Source organism: Rhodoferax sp. EU05-FHT12H12 (genome assembly GCF_058791215.1).
This window is the reverse complement of the sequence record NZ_JBYTDI010000011.1, coordinates 26147-39509: the sequence shown is the minus strand read 5'-3', so window position 1 is coordinate 39509 and position 13363 is coordinate 26147. Positions and strand designations below refer to the sequence as shown.

Genomic DNA, 13363 nt, shown 5'->3' with positions numbered 1-13363 from the left:
AACTGGCTCTTGGCGGATTGGTAGCTGGCGTCAAAGCCGCGTGCGGCGGTGTACAGGTCTACCAGGCTTTGGGCTTGGAGGGGGGGCAGCGCACCACCTGCCAAAGCGAGGGCGAGGCTCAGCGCTTTCCAACGGGGGGCGAACGGGGGGCGTTGCATGGTGTCACTCCAAAGTGCGGGCCGCTATCGCATGCGGGCCAACATGGTTTCCAGGTTTTTGAACATGTCATCCATATCGTCTTTTTGCGACGCATCCGGATGCATGCGGGTTTCCAGTTCCTGCTCCAGAAAGCACAGGGTCATGCGCAGGTAGGTGCTGTCCAGCGCCTTGCGCACGGCCGAGAACTGGTGGCCGATCTTCAGGCAGTCTTCGCCCTCTTCCACCATGCGCTGAATGCCACGCAGCTGCCCTTCGGCGCGGCGCAGGCGGTTCAGCACATCGGTGCGGGCGGCTTCGTCAGTCAATGCGGTCTTCATGCAATTCTCCAGAATAGTCTGGGGGGTATTGTCTTCGGAGCCGGACGGAAGCGGTGCCACGGGGTTAAACCTCAGCGGCTGCAAGCCACTTTGGATTCGGGCACGCCCAGCCTCTTGAGCATCCAGCCCATGGGGCACACATCGGTGATGCCGAACTGGAACAGGTTGGCGCCCACAAAAGCAGTGAAGGCCAGCCACCACTGCGACACAAAGAGGGGGCTGCCCTGCACGCCGAGGGCCAGCGACAAGAGGATGAAGGTGCCTGCAAACAGGTGGATGTAGCGTGCGACGGTCATGGTGTTCTCCGGTGAAGTTAATGAAGTTGAAATTCAGGATTTGGGTTTCTCGGCCAGTCGGACGATGCCCAAAGCCTTGAGCACGTATTTCTCGTACACAGGCTCGGAGTTGCCCTTCTTGATCTTGCGCATGAAGTACTTTTCAAACGCGATCTTGGCCAGGTGCACCCACTTGCCTTTTTTGAACCAGTTGACATTGCGTGGCGGGATTTGCGGCAGCGCCACAAAGGCGGCACCGGTGTCGCCCATGTCGGCCAGGCAGATGGCATTCCAGGTGCCTTTGGCATTGGCGGGGCCGCCGTTGATGTCGTCGGCCAGGTTGTGGGCAATGGCGCCCACCATGCTCTCGATCATGTAGCCCGTCTTGGGCGTGCCGGTGGGCACGGGGGTCACCTCTACCGGCGGAATGGCCACGCACACGCCCGCAGAGAAGATGTTCTTGTAGACCTTGCTGCGCTGGTACTCGTCAATGATCACAAAGCCGCGCGGGTTGCACAGATTGGGCACGGCGGCCACGGCATCCACGCCCTTGAAAGCAGGCAACATCATGGAGAGCTTGAAGCCCAACTCGTGTTCTTTGTAGACGTTGCCCAGGTCGTCGAGCTGGGTCACAAACATCTTGCCTTCTTCGACCTTGGTGGTCTTGGCATTGGTGATCCACTTCATGTCGCGGTTGCGCATTTCGGACTCCAGCATGGACTTGCTGTCGCCCACGCCGCCCAGGCCCAGATGGCCGATGTAGGGCTCGCTGCTCACATAGGTGATGGGCACCAGGTGGCGCAGCTTGCGGCGGCGCAGGTCGGTATCCAGAATGAAAGCGAACTCGTAGGCCGGGCCGAAACAGCTGGCACCCGGCATGGCGCCGATGATGACCGGGCCGGGGTTCTTGAGGAAGTTCTCGTAGTCGGCAAAAAAGGCCTGCGCATGGTCCACGCTGCACACCGAGTGGGTGAAGCCGCCACCGCCGTGCGATGCGGGGCCGGCGCCCGGCACCTCGCTGAACGACAGCTTGGGGCCGGTGGTGATGACCAGGTAGTCGTAGGCCAGTGTTTCACCGCCCACCAGGGTGAGCTGGTTGGCAGCGGCGTCAATCGTCTCCACCCCTTTGGGGATGAAACCAATGCCCTTGCGGGTGAGATAAGGCGCGATGGGCAGGGTGATGTCTTCGCGCTGGCGCCAGCCCACAGCAATCCACGGGTTGCTGGGCACAAACTGGAAGTAGTCGGTGTTGTTGACCACCGTGATCTTGTGTTCTTTGCCAAGCAGCTCGCGGATTTCATACGCGGCGGGCATGCCGCCTATGCCTGCACCGACGATAACGATATGGGCCATGGTGTTGTCTCCTGGGGGATGGGGTTTACGTACCTGACAGGGCCGCGTCTTCGCGCGACTCCATACGGCGCCGGTACAGCGCGTAATACAAGACCGGTATCACCACCAGCGTGAGCAGGGTGGACACCAAAATGCCGAAGATGAGGGAGACGGCCAGACCGTTGAAGATGGGGTCGTCCAGGATGAAGAAGGCACCAATCATGGCGGCCACGCCAGTGAGCACAATGGGCTGTGCACGCACAGCAGCCGACTGCAACACGGCCGTGCGGAAGACCATGCCTTGGCTCACCTGCAGCTCAATAAAGTCCACCAACAGGATGGAGTTGCGCACGATGATGCCGGCCAGCGCAATCATGCCGATCATGCTGGTGGCGGTGAACTGCGCGTTCAGCAGGGCATGGCCCGGCATCACCCCGATGATGGTGAGCGGAATCGGCGCCATGATGACCAGCGGCGTGAGGTAACTCTTGAACTGGGCCACCACCAGCAGGTAGATGAGGATCAGGCCCACGCCGTAGGCAGCGCCCATGTCGCGGAAGGTGTCGTAGGTGATTTGTGATTCACCGTCCCACTTGAGGGCGTAGCCGCGGTAGGTATCGGTGGGCTGGTGAATCCAGTATTCGCCCACCGTGGCGTCACCTTCTTTGGCCGCTTTGTCCATGGTGCTGCGAATGGCAAACAGGCCATACAGGGGCGAGTCCAGCTTGCCGGCCATGTCGCCAAACACATAACTCACCCCCTTGAGGTCTTTGGTGAACAAGGGCTTGTCGATGATGCCGCGCTCCACGGTGACCAACTCGGACAGTGGCACCAGTTGGCCGTTGGCGGCCCGCAGCGACAGGCCCAGGATGCGCTCCAGCTCCACCTGGCTCTCCAGCGGCAGCTGGATGCGCACGGGCACGGGGTACTTGCTTTGGCCATCGTGCAGGTAGGCCGCATCGGCACCGCTGAGTGCGCCCGACACGGTCTGCGCCACCGCGGCCACGGGAATGCCCAAGGACTCGGCGCGCTGGCGGCGCACGCGCAGGAAGGCACGCGGAGCGTCTTCACGCAGGCTGGTGTCTACCCCCACGATGTCATCGGTGGCGTCAAACGACTGGGCAATCTTGGCAGCCAGGGCCTGGCGGCCGGCTTCATCAGGGCCATACACCTCGGCCACCAGGGGCGACATGACGGGCGGGCCGGGCGGCACTTCCACCACCTTGATGCGGGCGCCGTGTTTGGCGCCAATCTCTTCGAGCGCCGGGCGCAAGCGTTGGGCGATCACGTGGCTTTTTTCACTGCGGTGCTTCTTATCGACCAGGTTCACTTGCAGGTCGCCCTGCTCGGCATCGGCGCGCAGGTAGTACTGGCGCACCAGGCCATTGAAGGTGATGGGCGAGGCGGTGCCGGCGTAGCCTTGCAGGTTCAGCACCTCGGGCTGCTGGGCCAGGTAGGCGCTGAGGTCTTGCAGGGCCGCGGCGGTGTCTTCCAGCGCGGTGCCGGCGGGCATGTCGACCACCACCTGGAACTCGCTCTTGTTGTCGAACGGCAGCATCTTGAGCACCACGCCCACCATGGAGCTGGGCACCAGTGCCAGGCTGACCGAGAGCAACAGTGCGCCCACAATGCCGCCCAGCAGGTACCAGCGCTTGCGGGCACTCTGCAGCAGGGGCATGAGGACTTTGTCAAAAATGCGCTGCACCTTGCCGGGCTGGGCCGTGGCAGTGGCTGCGTGCGCCGTGTGGCCCGCACCATGCTCGCGCATGAACTTGAGCGCCAGCCAGGGTGTGACGGTGAAGGCAATGGCCAGCGAAATGGCCATGCCCAGGCTGGAGTTGATGGGGATGGGGCTCATGTACGGGCCCATGAGGCCGGACACAAAGGCCATGGGCAAGAGCGCCGCAATCACGGTGAGGGTGGCCAGGATGGTGGGGCCGCCCACTTCGTCCACCGCGCGGGGAATGATGGCCTTGAGCGAATCGTTGGGCGTGAGCTGCTGGTGGCGGTGGATGTTTTCCACCACCACAATCGCATCGTCCACCAGGATGCCGATGGAGAAGATGAGGGCGAACAGCGACACGCGGTTGAGCGTGAAGCCCCAGGCCCAGCTGGCGAACAGCGTGGCGGTGAGCGTCAGGATGACGGCGGCCCCCACGATCAGCGCCTCGCGGCGGCCCAGCGCAAAGCCCACCAGCAAAATGACGGAGCCGGTGGCGAAGGCGAGCTTCTGGATCAGCTTGTTGGCTTTTTCGGCCGCGGTTTCGCCGTAGTCGCGGGTCACGGTGGCTTGCATGTCGCCGGGAATGACGGTGTTTTGCAGCGCCTGCAGACGTTCGCCCACCGCGCGCGATACATCCACCGCGTTTTCACCGGGCTTTTTGGTGACCTGGATGGTGACAGCGGGCAGCGCCTGGCCCACCGGTGCGGCCACGCCGCTGGGGTTGGATCCATTGGCGGCGCCTTGCATGAACCACACATAACTGCCGGCCTGCTGGGCACCGGTGCTGATGCGGGCCACGTCACGCAGGAACACGGGCTTGCCCTTGCTGACACCCACCACCATGTCGGCCACGTCGTCGGCATTGCGCAAGAACTCGCCAGCCTCTACGCTCAGCATCTGGGCGCCGCCTGGGCTGGCCTGGTTGTCCACCACGGTGCCGGCGGGCATGCCGAAGTTGGCGGCAGCAATGGTCTTTTGCAGGCTCAACAGGTCCACGCCCCGGTCGCGCATGCGGGTGGGGTCAATGTCGATCTGGATGGAGCGACCGGGAGCGCCAATGGTGGTGACCTCACGCACTCCGGGCACGCTCTTCAGCTCGCCTTCCAGTGTGTGGGCCACGGCTTCCAGCTCGCTGGCGGGGGTGCCCTCTGGGCTCCACAGCGTGATGCCGACCACCGGCACATCGTCAATGCCCTTGGGTTTGACGATGGGGGCCAGGGTACCGAGGTCGCGGGGCAACCAGTCCTGGTTGGCGTTGAGCACGTCGTACAGGCGCACCAGCGCTTCGGTGCGGGGCACGCCCACCTTGAACTGCACGGTGAGCACCGCCACGCCGGGGCGGGAGACGGAGTAGGTGTGTTCGATGCCGGCAATCTGGCCCAGCACCTGCTCGGCAGGCTTGGCCACCATGTTTTGCACATCGGCACTGCTGGCCCCGGGGAAGGATATCAGCACATTGGCCATGGTGACGTTGATCTGGGGCTCTTCTTCGCGCGGGGTGACCAACACGGCAAACAGGCCCAGCAGCAGCGCCACAAGCGCCAGCAACGGTGTGAGCGCGTTGGACTGGAAGGCCGCGGCAATGCGGCCGGAGGCGCCCAGTTTTTGGGGGGTGGATTCAGGAGCGTGCATGGCAGCCTCGGTTCGGTGGTGGCGGCTTATTTGCTGGAGGGCCGGGCCTGGGCGGCGCGCAGGGTGTTCAGTGCCACCACATCACCGGCCTTCAGGCCAGCCAGTACCTCGGTGCCGTCGGCGCCCAACTTCTGGCCCAGGCGTACAGCGCGCAGGGTGAAGACCTCGCCGTTTTTCACATACACCGCGGTCAACTCACCGCGGCGGACGATGGCCTGCTCTGGCACCACCAGCAGGCTGCGGTTGGCGGCGGCGGCAGCGCTGAACTTCACCCGCACTTGCAGGCCGGGCACCAGCCCCGCGCTTTGCGCGGCGGGCAGCTCAAGCCGCCATTCGGTGGTTTGCGACACCGGGTCCGAGGACGGGATGACGCTGGTGGCGCTGGGGGTGATCCAGGCGTCAGGCTGGGCTTCACCGGCCTGTACTTGCACATGGGCGGCCTGGCCCACCAGCGCGGCACGGGAGGCGGGCACCTGCACCACCACCCGCAGGGGCAGGGGCGCGTAGATCACCAGCAGCGGCTTGCCGGGCACGGCCAGGTCGCCCGCCTGGGCGTCGGTTTGCAGCACCCAACCATCAAACGGGGCGGTAACGCGGGTAAAGCCCTGGGCCAGGCTGCTTTGGCGGCTGGCGGCGCTGGCCTGGTCGCGCTGGGCTTTGGCGCTTTTGAGCTGGGCATCGGCGGTGTCCAGCGCGGCCTGGCTGATGAACCCTTTGGCTTGCAAATCTTGGGTGCGGTCGAAATTGGCTTTGGCGTTGCGCAGGTCGGCGTCGGCCTGGTCCACCTGGGCCTGGCTGCGCTGCTGGCCCACGGAGGCTTCGCGGTCGTCAATGGTGGCCAGCAGTTGGCCGGCTTTGACCTTGTCACCCGCCTTCACCACAAAGCTGGCAATACGGCCGGAGGCTTGGGCAGACACGGTGCTTTGTTTGACGGGCTGGACCACACCATCCAGAAAAGTGCTGGCGCCGCTTTGCTTCAGGCCGACGGTAAACGTCGGCAAAGCCTGCGCCTGCACGCTTGCGGGGCCCCACGCCAACGCTGCGGCCAAGCCCATGGTTGCCATGAGCGCCAGAGGGCGAAGACGGAAAGACGGAATGGATGTGCTGTGCGCCATGGTGACTCCTTGATACCCTGTGCAGTATATTTAATACCCCATTGGGTATCAAGCCATTTCTGCAAATTACCTTCAAATTTCTTAAATTCACCATTCCTGGGTGAAAGAATCCGGGCTAAAAATGCGGGAAAAAGTCGCAAAATCTCCATGAATTTGATGTAAATCATCTATTTTTATACCCATACCTGTATTCTTGCTATCCATACACGGTCAATATGCTCAAGGTATTTCCATGCATCCCCATGCCGACTCCCCCCGCAAAGTGATCCCCATCGCCGCCTCCAGCGACCGCAGCCCCATCGAGGCCCCACCGGGTGCCGAGCCGGAAATGGTGGCCCTGTACGAGGCGCACAAAAGGATTTATCCGCGCAGTGTTTCGGGCTACTTCGCCAAGTGGCGCTGGGCGCTGGTATTTCTGACGCAGCTGGTGTTCTATTTCACGCCGTGGCTGGAATGGGGTCAACGCCAGGCGGTCTTGTTTGACCTGGGCGCGCGGCGCTTCTACATCTTCAACCTGGTGCTCTACCCGCAGGACTTCATCTACCTCACGGGCATTCTGGTGATCTCGGCGTTTTCGCTGTTCCTGTTTACCGCGGTGGCGGGCCGCCTGTGGTGCGGCTATGCCTGCCCGCAAACCGTGTACACCGAGATCTTCCTGTGGCTGGAGAAACTTGCAGAGGGTGACCGCTCGGCCCGCATGCGGCGCGATGCCGGCCCCTGGAACTGGGACAAGGTCTGGCGCAAGGGCGCCACACAAGGCATGTGGATCACGGTGGCCCTGTGGACGGGTTTTACGTTTGTGGGTTACTTCACCCCCATCCACGCCCTGGGCGGCGCCGTGTTGCAGTGGACGCTGGGCCCCTGGGAAACCTTCTGGATCTTCTTTTACGGCTTTGCCACCTATGGCTTTGCCGGCTACATGCGCGAACAGGTGTGCAAATACATGTGCCCGTATGCACGCTTTCAGAGCGCCATGTTTGACAAGGACACGCTCATCGTCACCTACGACAGCGAACGGGGTGAGCCGCGCGGCGCCCGCTCCAAAAAGGCCGACCCACGGGCCCTGAACCTGGGGGCCTGCGTGGACTGCAGCCTGTGTGTGCAGGTCTGCCCCACCGGCATCGATATTCGCAAGGGCCTGCAGTACGAGTGCATTGGCTGCGGTGCCTGTGCCGATGTGTGTGACTCGGTGATGGACAAGGTGGGATACCCCCGCGGCCTGGTGAAGTACTCCACCCAAAACGCGGTGCACCAGCACTGGACCCGGTCCCAAACCCTGCGCCATGTGTTGCGCCCACGGGTGCTGGTGTACGTGGGCATCCTGGCCTCGGTGCTGGTCGCCATGGGCGTGAGCCTGGCGCTGCGCGACCCGTTCAAGGTGGATGTGGTGCGTGACCGCGGAACGCTGGCGCGCATCGTGGCGGGCGGCAAGATGGAAAACGTCTACCGCCTGCAAATCATGAACGCTACCGAGCAGGCGCAGGAATTTGAGGTGAAAGCTGAGGGCCTGGACGGCATCCAGGCCACCATGGACCAAGCCACGCTGGCCATCGGCCCCGCGCAAGCACGCTGGGTGGCGGTGCGGGTGCAAATGCCGTATGAGGCCGCCGTGGCAGGTTCACATCCGTTCGAATTCGTCATCACCGCGCGGCAGAACCCTGCCAAGGTGGTGGAGAAGTCGGTGTTTATTGTTCCCCGCTGAAGGAGGCACTATGCAAAAGAAATGGATGCTGGTGGTCTGGCCCGCGTTTCTGGCGGCCTGTGTGATGGAGATGGTGGTGTTTGCCCTGTTTGACCCGCACGACCTGCAAGGCTGGGCGCGTGGCCGGGGCCTGGGTCACCAGGGCATCTACACACTGGCCTTCTTCGCCTTCTGGAGTGTCACTGCGGCCAGCAGCTGGCTGACCTACACCCTGGGCCTGTCGGCCACCGAACTCAACCAAGGACCTGACCATGGCTAATACCCACCCCATCGACCGTTTTGTACGCGCACTTGCCGGCGTTTGCCTGCTGGTGCTCGGCTTCTTTTGGCTCAGCGGGGCCTGGCAATGGGCCGCCTACGCCGCCAGCGTGGTGATGCTGGCCACTGCGGCGCTGCGTTTCTGCCCGCTGTACCGCTTGCTGGGCATCAGCACCCACACGGCAGACGCCGCACCGGCCAGCCCGGTACGAAGCGGCATGGCCTGGGCCGTGCTGCTGGCAACGCTGGTGGGGGGCAGCTACGCGAGCGATTTTGCAAGCCGCAAGTTCTTCCTCGAAGACTTCAATGCCATGAACGGCTTCTACAAACAAACCTTGTTTCTGACCGGCAAGAACGAGCGGGAAAAGGCCAATGCGCAGTACGCACAGCTGGTACCGGCCCTGGAAGGGTTTGCAAGCAAGTACACCCGCTACCAACCCTTTGCACTGCGCGGCGATACGCAATGGATTGCCGATCTGGACCGGGTGCGTCGGATGGTAGGCGACGTGGCCGGGCTCGTGAAGACCGGAGATTTGCAAACCGCGCACCTGGCGCTGGAGCAAGTGCGCCCTGTGTTTCAGGACGTGTTCAAGCGCAATGGCTTTTCCTTGCTGGCCGTGGCGCTGGTTGATTTTCATGACGCCATGGAACTGGTACTGGACGCAGCACAGGCCAAAGACAGTGCCAAGCTGGCAACCCTTTATCCCGGTGTGAGTGACAAGCTCACGGCGGTAGAAGCAGAGGCCCAGGACGCGGACATCCAGGCGATCCGGCGCAACCTGGATGCGCTGGAGGCTGCGGCCCGCAGCCAACAGCCCGACGCGCTGCCCGCTTTGGGCGAAAAGCTCAAAAGCAGTTTCGTGAAAGTTTATTTGCAACGCGGCTGAGAACGCATGGCTTTGGTCGCGGGTACGCGCCAGGCCCCAGGCCAAATTGATAGACTGAGATGGCAATTGCGAGGCGCACCGGCGCCCCGCATTCCGTTGGCCCCCTGCAGGGCAGTGCACTCAAGGAGAAGCGTGTATGGCAAAAAGTTTGGGTAAGAAAGTAGCGATTGACATTGGAATCAACGACCGCGACCGCAAGAAGATTGCGGATGGCCTGTCTGGCCTCTTGGCAGACAGCTACACGCTGTACCTGATGACCCACAACTTCCACTGGAACGTGACCGGCCCCCAATTCAACAGCCTGCATGCCATGTTCATGGCGCAGTACACCGAGCAATGGGCGGCTCTCGACATCATTGCGGAGCGCATCCGTGCGCTGGGCTTTCCGGCGCCGGGCACCTACAAGGAGTTTGTGAAGCTGGCCAGCATCAAGGAAGTGGACGGCGTGCCCAACGCCAACGACATGGTGCACCACCTGCTGGCGGCCCAGGAAGCTGCAGCCCGCACCGCACGCAAGCTGTTCCCCGTGGTGGACGCCGCCAACGACCAGCCCACGGCCGACGTGCTGACCCAGCGCATCGACGTGCACGAAAAGACCGCCTGGATGCTGCGCAGCCTGATTGCGGAGTAAGTGCCCCGGCCAGCCCCTTAGCGGGCTGGATTAATGGTCAAAAGTGCCATTGGCCCTTATGGATACTGCGCAAGCAGCTATCAATATAGGAGCAATTTGTCTAGGCAGCGTCTTCGCCAATAACAACCCGGTTGGCACCGGCGAAGTAGTGCGGCGGGATTTCGAGGTTGGTGGGCGCGGGTTTGTTCTTGAACACCCGGCCCGCACCATCAAACGTAGAACCATGGCAGGGGCAGAAGAAGCCACCCGCCCAGTCCGCATCCAGGCTGGGGTTGCTGGTGCCGGCAGCCACCGCAGTGGGTGAACAACCCAGGTGGGTGCAAATGCCCACCGCCACAAACACATCAGGCGTGCGCGAGCGGGTGGCGTTTTGGGCGTATTCGGGTTGCTGTTCGCGTTGCGACTGCGGGTCCACCAGCTTGCCCTCTTGGCCCGCAAGGGCCGCCACCATCTCCGGGCTGCGGCGGGTAATCCACACCGGTTTGCCACGCCACTCCACGGTTTTGGTCTGGCCGGGCAGCAAGTCGCCAATGTCCACCTCCACCGCAGCGCCCATGGCTTTGGCGCGTTCGCTGGGCGCAACACTCGCCACAAACGGGACTGCCGTGGCCAATGCACCTGCTGCGCCCACGGCGCCGGTGGCCAGCATCCAGGTGCGGCGGTCCGGGTTGGCGGCGGTGGGCTCCGTGGGCAAAGGGCTGGAAGGAAGTGTCAGGCTGGTCATGGTGCCCTCCTTGGGCGGGTTGGAATGGGGTGTGCTGCGGCTACAGCGCGTTGAGCGGAACCTTGAGGTAGGCCACACCATTGGCTTCGGGCAGTGGCAAGGCGCCGGCACGGATGTTCACCTGCACCGAGGGCAGGATCAGGTTGGGCATGGCCAGGGTGGCGTCGCGCGCCTGGCGCATGGCCACAAACTCCGCCTCGGTGACGCCGTCGTGAACATGGATGTTGGTGGCCTTTTGTGCTGCCACGGTGGTTTCCCATTGGGCACTTCGGCCTGCGGGCGGGTAGTCGTGGCACATGAACAGGCGGGTGGTGTCCGGCAAGGACAGCAGGCGCTGCATGGAGCGGTACAGCACGTGCGCGTCACCCCCCGGAAAGTCGCAGCGTGCCGTGCCGACATCTGGCATGAACAGGGTGTCGCCCACAAACACGGCGTCCCCCACCTGAAACGCCATACACGCCGGGGTGTGGCCCGGCACCGCCAAGGCCTGCAGCGACAGGGGGCCCACCGCAATCACTTCGCCGTCTTGCAACAGGTGGTCGAACTGGCTGCCGTCGGGGGTAAAACTGTCTTCGAGGTGGAAGATGGATTGGAAGACTTTTTGCACCTGGGTAATCGGCGCACCAATGGCGATCTTGCCGCCCAGGGTGCCACGCAGGTAGTGCGCGGCCGACAGGTGGTCGGCATGCGCATGGGTTTCCAGAATCCACTGCACGGTGAGCTTGTGCGCACGTACAAAGTCCGCCATCCGGTCGGCAGAGGCGGTGCTGGTGCGGCCGGACTTTGCGTCATAGTCCAGCACCGCGTCCACAATGGCGCAGTCGCCACCGGGCGCGGCGTACACCACGTAACTCACGGTCCAGGTGGCTGGATCGAAAAACGCCTGGACGGCGGGGACGGGATGCGTTGCCATGGAATGACCCTGCGAGTTCAACTAGTGAATTTATAGTTTATTGATTGATATATTGTTTGTCAATAGAATATCCAATGTCTTCACCGCCCTTGCCCGGAATGAACCCCCTACGTCCTGATGCTCCTCCCCCAGCGGCTTTGGCCTTGGGGCGGCTGCGCGAGTCTGCTGACAGCGCCTGCCGTTTGCTCAAAGCCCTGTCCAACCCCGACCGCCTGCTGCTGCTGTGCCAGCTGGCGCAAGGCGAAATGCGCGTGGGGGAGCTGGAGGAACAAGTGGGCGTGCTGCAGCCCACGCTGTCCCAGCAACTGGGCGTGCTGCGCGACGAGGGCTTGGTGAGCACCCGCCGCGAAGGCAAAAACATCTATTACTGCATCAACAGCCCCGAGGCTTTGGCCCTGCTCGAAGTCTTGTACAGCCAGTTTTGCGCAACTCCCACGGATTCACAAGCATGACGATTGACTGGACCCACTTCACGCCCTGGGCCTCGCTGGGCGGAGGCCTCGTACTGGGCATGGCCTCGGCCTTGTTCATTTTGGTGAGCGGGCGGGTGCTGGGCATCAGCAGCATCCTGGGCGACATGCTGCGCGGTGCGCGTGCCGATCTGGGCTGGCGCCTGGCTTTTTTTGCCGGGCTGCTGGTGTCGCCCCTGGTGTATTCGTGGATGGCCCCTTTGCCGACAGTGCGCATTGACGCCGGCTGGGTCACCTTGGTGGTGGCGGGCCTGCTGGTGGGGGTGGGTACGCGGTATGGTGCAGGTTGCACCAGTGGCCACGGCGTGTGCGGGCTCTCGCGCCTGTCGGCGCGCTCCCTGGCGGCCACGCTCACATTCATGGTCACCGGTTTTGCCACCGTGTTCATCGTTCGCCACGTGCTGGCTTAGGGGTGCCCACCATGAACTTGCAACGCGCATTTGAATTTCTGGCGGGCCTGCTGTTTGGGCTGGGCCTGATGCTGGCCGGCATGACCGACCCCTCCAAGGTCTTGGCGTTTCTGGACCTGGCAGGCGCCTGGGACCCCTCGCTGGCTCTGGTCATGGGCGGTGGCATTGCGGTCGGCCTGGGCGCTTTCACCGTGGCCAAAGGGCGCAGCAAAACCTTGCTGGGCACCGCCCTGTTTCTGCCCCAGGCCACGGTGATCGACCGACGCCTGCTGGGCGGCAGCGCCTTGTTTGGCGTGGGCTGGGGACTGGCGGGCTTTTGTCCGGGCCCGGCCCTGGTGTCGCTGGGCTTGGGTGATGCCAAAGTCTGGGTTTTTGTGGCCGCCATGGTGGCGGGCATGCTGGTTTTTGAATGGTTGGAATCCCGCGCGCACCGCGCGTTGTCACAAGGAGTTTGAAATGGCTATTTCTGCACGTGCAATCACCCCCGCATTTTTTGTGGCCCCCCAGCTCAGCCCGCAAGACGTGGCCGAAGTGGCGGCCCAGGGCTTCAAGTCCATCCTCAACAACCGCCCGGACCACGAAGGCGGCGCCGAACAACCACTGAGCAGCACCATCGAAGCCGCGGCCCAAGCCGCGGGCCTGGCCTATGTGCACCTGCCCGTGGTGAGCGGCGCCTACACCGCCGAGCAGGTGCAAGCCATGCACAAGGCCTTGCAGGAGTTGCCAGCCCCGGTATTGGCCTTCTGCCGCTCCGGCATGCGCGCGGGCCAAATGTTCGAACTGGCCCAAACCGCCCGTTAAACCCGTTCTCACGG

The 13363-nt window shown here is 63.2% G+C and carries 15 protein-coding genes; 8 read left to right on the top strand and 7 right to left on the bottom strand.

The annotated features are described in order from the left end of the window. Positions 1-182: 182 nt before the first annotated feature. The 5 genes from AC3WS7_RS18610 to AC3WS7_RS18590 all read right to left on the bottom strand — a co-directional run bounded on the left by AC3WS7_RS18610 (position 183) and on the right by AC3WS7_RS18590 (position 6553). Positions 183-476 carry a metal-sensing transcriptional repressor gene (locus AC3WS7_RS18610; RefSeq protein WP_296464491.1) on the bottom strand — a complete coding sequence of 98 codons (294 nt, stop codon included), beginning with the start codon at positions 474-476 and terminating at the stop codon, positions 183-185. Positions 477-547: 71 nt separating this feature from the next. After that, the gene (locus AC3WS7_RS18605) at positions 548-772 is read right to left on the bottom strand and encodes a YgaP family membrane protein (RefSeq protein ID WP_492657380.1); all 225 of its coding nucleotides are present in this window, start codon (positions 770-772) and stop codon (positions 548-550) included. A 33-nt stretch (positions 773-805) separates the two neighbouring features. Continuing rightward, positions 806-2104 (bottom strand): NAD(P)/FAD-dependent oxidoreductase, encoded by a 1299-nt coding sequence (locus AC3WS7_RS18600; RefSeq protein WP_296464484.1) that lies wholly within the window; start codon positions 2102-2104, stop codon positions 806-808. Between the two features lie 25 nt (positions 2105-2129). Beyond that, entirely contained in the window at positions 2130-5438 is a 3309-nt protein-coding gene (locus AC3WS7_RS18595; RefSeq protein WP_492657379.1) for an efflux RND transporter permease subunit, read from the bottom strand. A 26-nt stretch (positions 5439-5464) separates the two neighbouring features. Next, a complete protein-coding gene (locus AC3WS7_RS18590; RefSeq protein WP_492657378.1) occupies positions 5465-6553 on the bottom strand; it encodes an efflux RND transporter periplasmic adaptor subunit in 1089 nt (362 codons plus the stop codon). Positions 6554-6785: 232 nt separating this feature from the next. Here AC3WS7_RS18590 and ccoG point away from each other — a divergent pair, with 232 nt between their 5' ends. The 4 genes from ccoG to AC3WS7_RS18570 all read left to right on the top strand — a co-directional run bounded on the left by ccoG (position 6786) and on the right by AC3WS7_RS18570 (position 10031). Next, complete coding sequence (gene ccoG / locus AC3WS7_RS18585) at positions 6786-8255, top strand: cytochrome c oxidase accessory protein CcoG (RefSeq protein WP_492657377.1); 1470 nt, start codon at positions 6786-6788, stop codon at positions 8253-8255. Between the two features lie 10 nt (positions 8256-8265). Beyond that, positions 8266-8514 carry a hypothetical protein gene (locus AC3WS7_RS18580; RefSeq protein WP_492657376.1) on the top strand — a complete coding sequence of 83 codons (249 nt, stop codon included), beginning with the start codon at positions 8266-8268 and terminating at the stop codon, positions 8512-8514. Then, a complete protein-coding gene (locus AC3WS7_RS18575) occupies positions 8507-9400 on the top strand; it encodes a YgaP family membrane protein (protein ID WP_492657375.1) in 894 nt (297 codons plus the stop codon). The genes AC3WS7_RS18580 and AC3WS7_RS18575 overlap by 8 nt, the downstream gene beginning before the upstream one ends. Before the next feature lie 136 nt (positions 9401-9536). Further along, the gene (locus AC3WS7_RS18570) at positions 9537-10031 is read left to right on the top strand and encodes a Dps family protein (protein ID WP_296464466.1); all 495 of its coding nucleotides are present in this window, start codon (positions 9537-9539) and stop codon (positions 10029-10031) included. A 100-nt stretch (positions 10032-10131) separates the two neighbouring features. On the opposite strand, the gene petA is transcribed toward AC3WS7_RS18570, so the two are convergent. Further along, positions 10132-10755 carry a ubiquinol-cytochrome c reductase iron-sulfur subunit gene (gene petA / locus AC3WS7_RS18565; protein ID WP_492657374.1) on the bottom strand — a complete coding sequence of 208 codons (624 nt, stop codon included), beginning with the start codon at positions 10753-10755 and terminating at the stop codon, positions 10132-10134. A 40-nt stretch (positions 10756-10795) separates the two neighbouring features. After that, the gene (locus tag AC3WS7_RS18560) at positions 10796-11668 is read right to left on the bottom strand and encodes an MBL fold metallo-hydrolase (protein ID WP_492657373.1); all 873 of its coding nucleotides are present in this window, start codon (positions 11666-11668) and stop codon (positions 10796-10798) included. 98 nt (positions 11669-11766) lie between these two features. On the opposite strand from AC3WS7_RS18560, the gene AC3WS7_RS18555 reads away from it, so the two are divergent. The 4 genes from AC3WS7_RS18555 to AC3WS7_RS18540 are packed head-to-tail and all read left to right on the top strand — an operon-like array spanning position 11767 to position 13349. Then, complete coding sequence (locus AC3WS7_RS18555) at positions 11767-12120, top strand: ArsR/SmtB family transcription factor (RefSeq protein ID WP_492657372.1); 354 nt, start codon at positions 11767-11769, stop codon at positions 12118-12120. Beyond that, complete coding sequence (locus tag AC3WS7_RS18550) at positions 12117-12548, top strand: YeeE/YedE family protein (RefSeq protein ID WP_492657371.1); 432 nt, start codon at positions 12117-12119, stop codon at positions 12546-12548. The genes AC3WS7_RS18555 and AC3WS7_RS18550 overlap by 4 nt, the downstream gene beginning before the upstream one ends. An 11-nt stretch (positions 12549-12559) precedes the next feature. Next, entirely contained in the window at positions 12560-13003 is a 444-nt protein-coding gene (locus tag AC3WS7_RS18545; protein WP_296464451.1) for a DUF6691 family protein, read from the top strand. A gap of 1 nt (position 13004) precedes the next feature. Beyond that, complete coding sequence (locus AC3WS7_RS18540; RefSeq protein ID WP_296464445.1) at positions 13005-13349, top strand: protein tyrosine phosphatase family protein; 345 nt, start codon at positions 13005-13007, stop codon at positions 13347-13349. Positions 13350-13363: the final 14 nt, after the last annotated feature.

Bases quoted from the DNA above. Each gene is read 5' to 3' on its own strand.
- AC3WS7_RS18610 (WP_296464491.1), bottom strand. From the start codon at position 476: ATGAAGACCGCATTGACTGACGAAGCCGCCCGCACCGATGTGCTGAAC.
- AC3WS7_RS18605 (WP_492657380.1), bottom strand. From the start codon at position 772: ATGACCGTCGCACGCTACATCCACCTGTTTGCAGGCACCTTCATCCTC.
- AC3WS7_RS18600 (WP_296464484.1), bottom strand. From the start codon at position 2,104: ATGGCCCATATCGTTATCGTCGGTGCAGGCATAGGCGGCATGCCCGCC.
- AC3WS7_RS18595 (WP_492657379.1), bottom strand. From the start codon at position 5,438: ATGCACGCTCCTGAATCCACCCCCCAAAAACTGGGCGCCTCCGGCCGC.
- AC3WS7_RS18590 (WP_492657378.1), bottom strand. From the start codon at position 6,553: ATGGCGCACAGCACATCCATTCCGTCTTTCCGTCTTCGCCCTCTGGCG.
- ccoG (WP_492657377.1), top strand. From the start codon at position 6,786: ATGCATCCCCATGCCGACTCCCCCCGCAAAGTGATCCCCATCGCCGCC.
- AC3WS7_RS18580 (WP_492657376.1), top strand. From the start codon at position 8,266: ATGCAAAAGAAATGGATGCTGGTGGTCTGGCCCGCGTTTCTGGCGGCC.
- AC3WS7_RS18575 (WP_492657375.1), top strand. From the start codon at position 8,507: ATGGCTAATACCCACCCCATCGACCGTTTTGTACGCGCACTTGCCGGC.
- AC3WS7_RS18570 (WP_296464466.1), top strand. From the start codon at position 9,537: ATGGCAAAAAGTTTGGGTAAGAAAGTAGCGATTGACATTGGAATCAAC.
- petA (WP_492657374.1), bottom strand. From the start codon at position 10,755: ATGACCAGCCTGACACTTCCTTCCAGCCCTTTGCCCACGGAGCCCACC.
- AC3WS7_RS18560 (WP_492657373.1), bottom strand. From the start codon at position 11,668: ATGGCAACGCATCCCGTCCCCGCCGTCCAGGCGTTTTTCGATCCAGCC.
- AC3WS7_RS18555 (WP_492657372.1), top strand. From the start codon at position 11,767: ATGAACCCCCTACGTCCTGATGCTCCTCCCCCAGCGGCTTTGGCCTTG.
- AC3WS7_RS18550 (WP_492657371.1), top strand. From the start codon at position 12,117: ATGACGATTGACTGGACCCACTTCACGCCCTGGGCCTCGCTGGGCGGA.
- AC3WS7_RS18545 (WP_296464451.1), top strand. From the start codon at position 12,560: ATGAACTTGCAACGCGCATTTGAATTTCTGGCGGGCCTGCTGTTTGGG.
- AC3WS7_RS18540 (WP_296464445.1), top strand. From the start codon at position 13,005: ATGGCTATTTCTGCACGTGCAATCACCCCCGCATTTTTTGTGGCCCCC.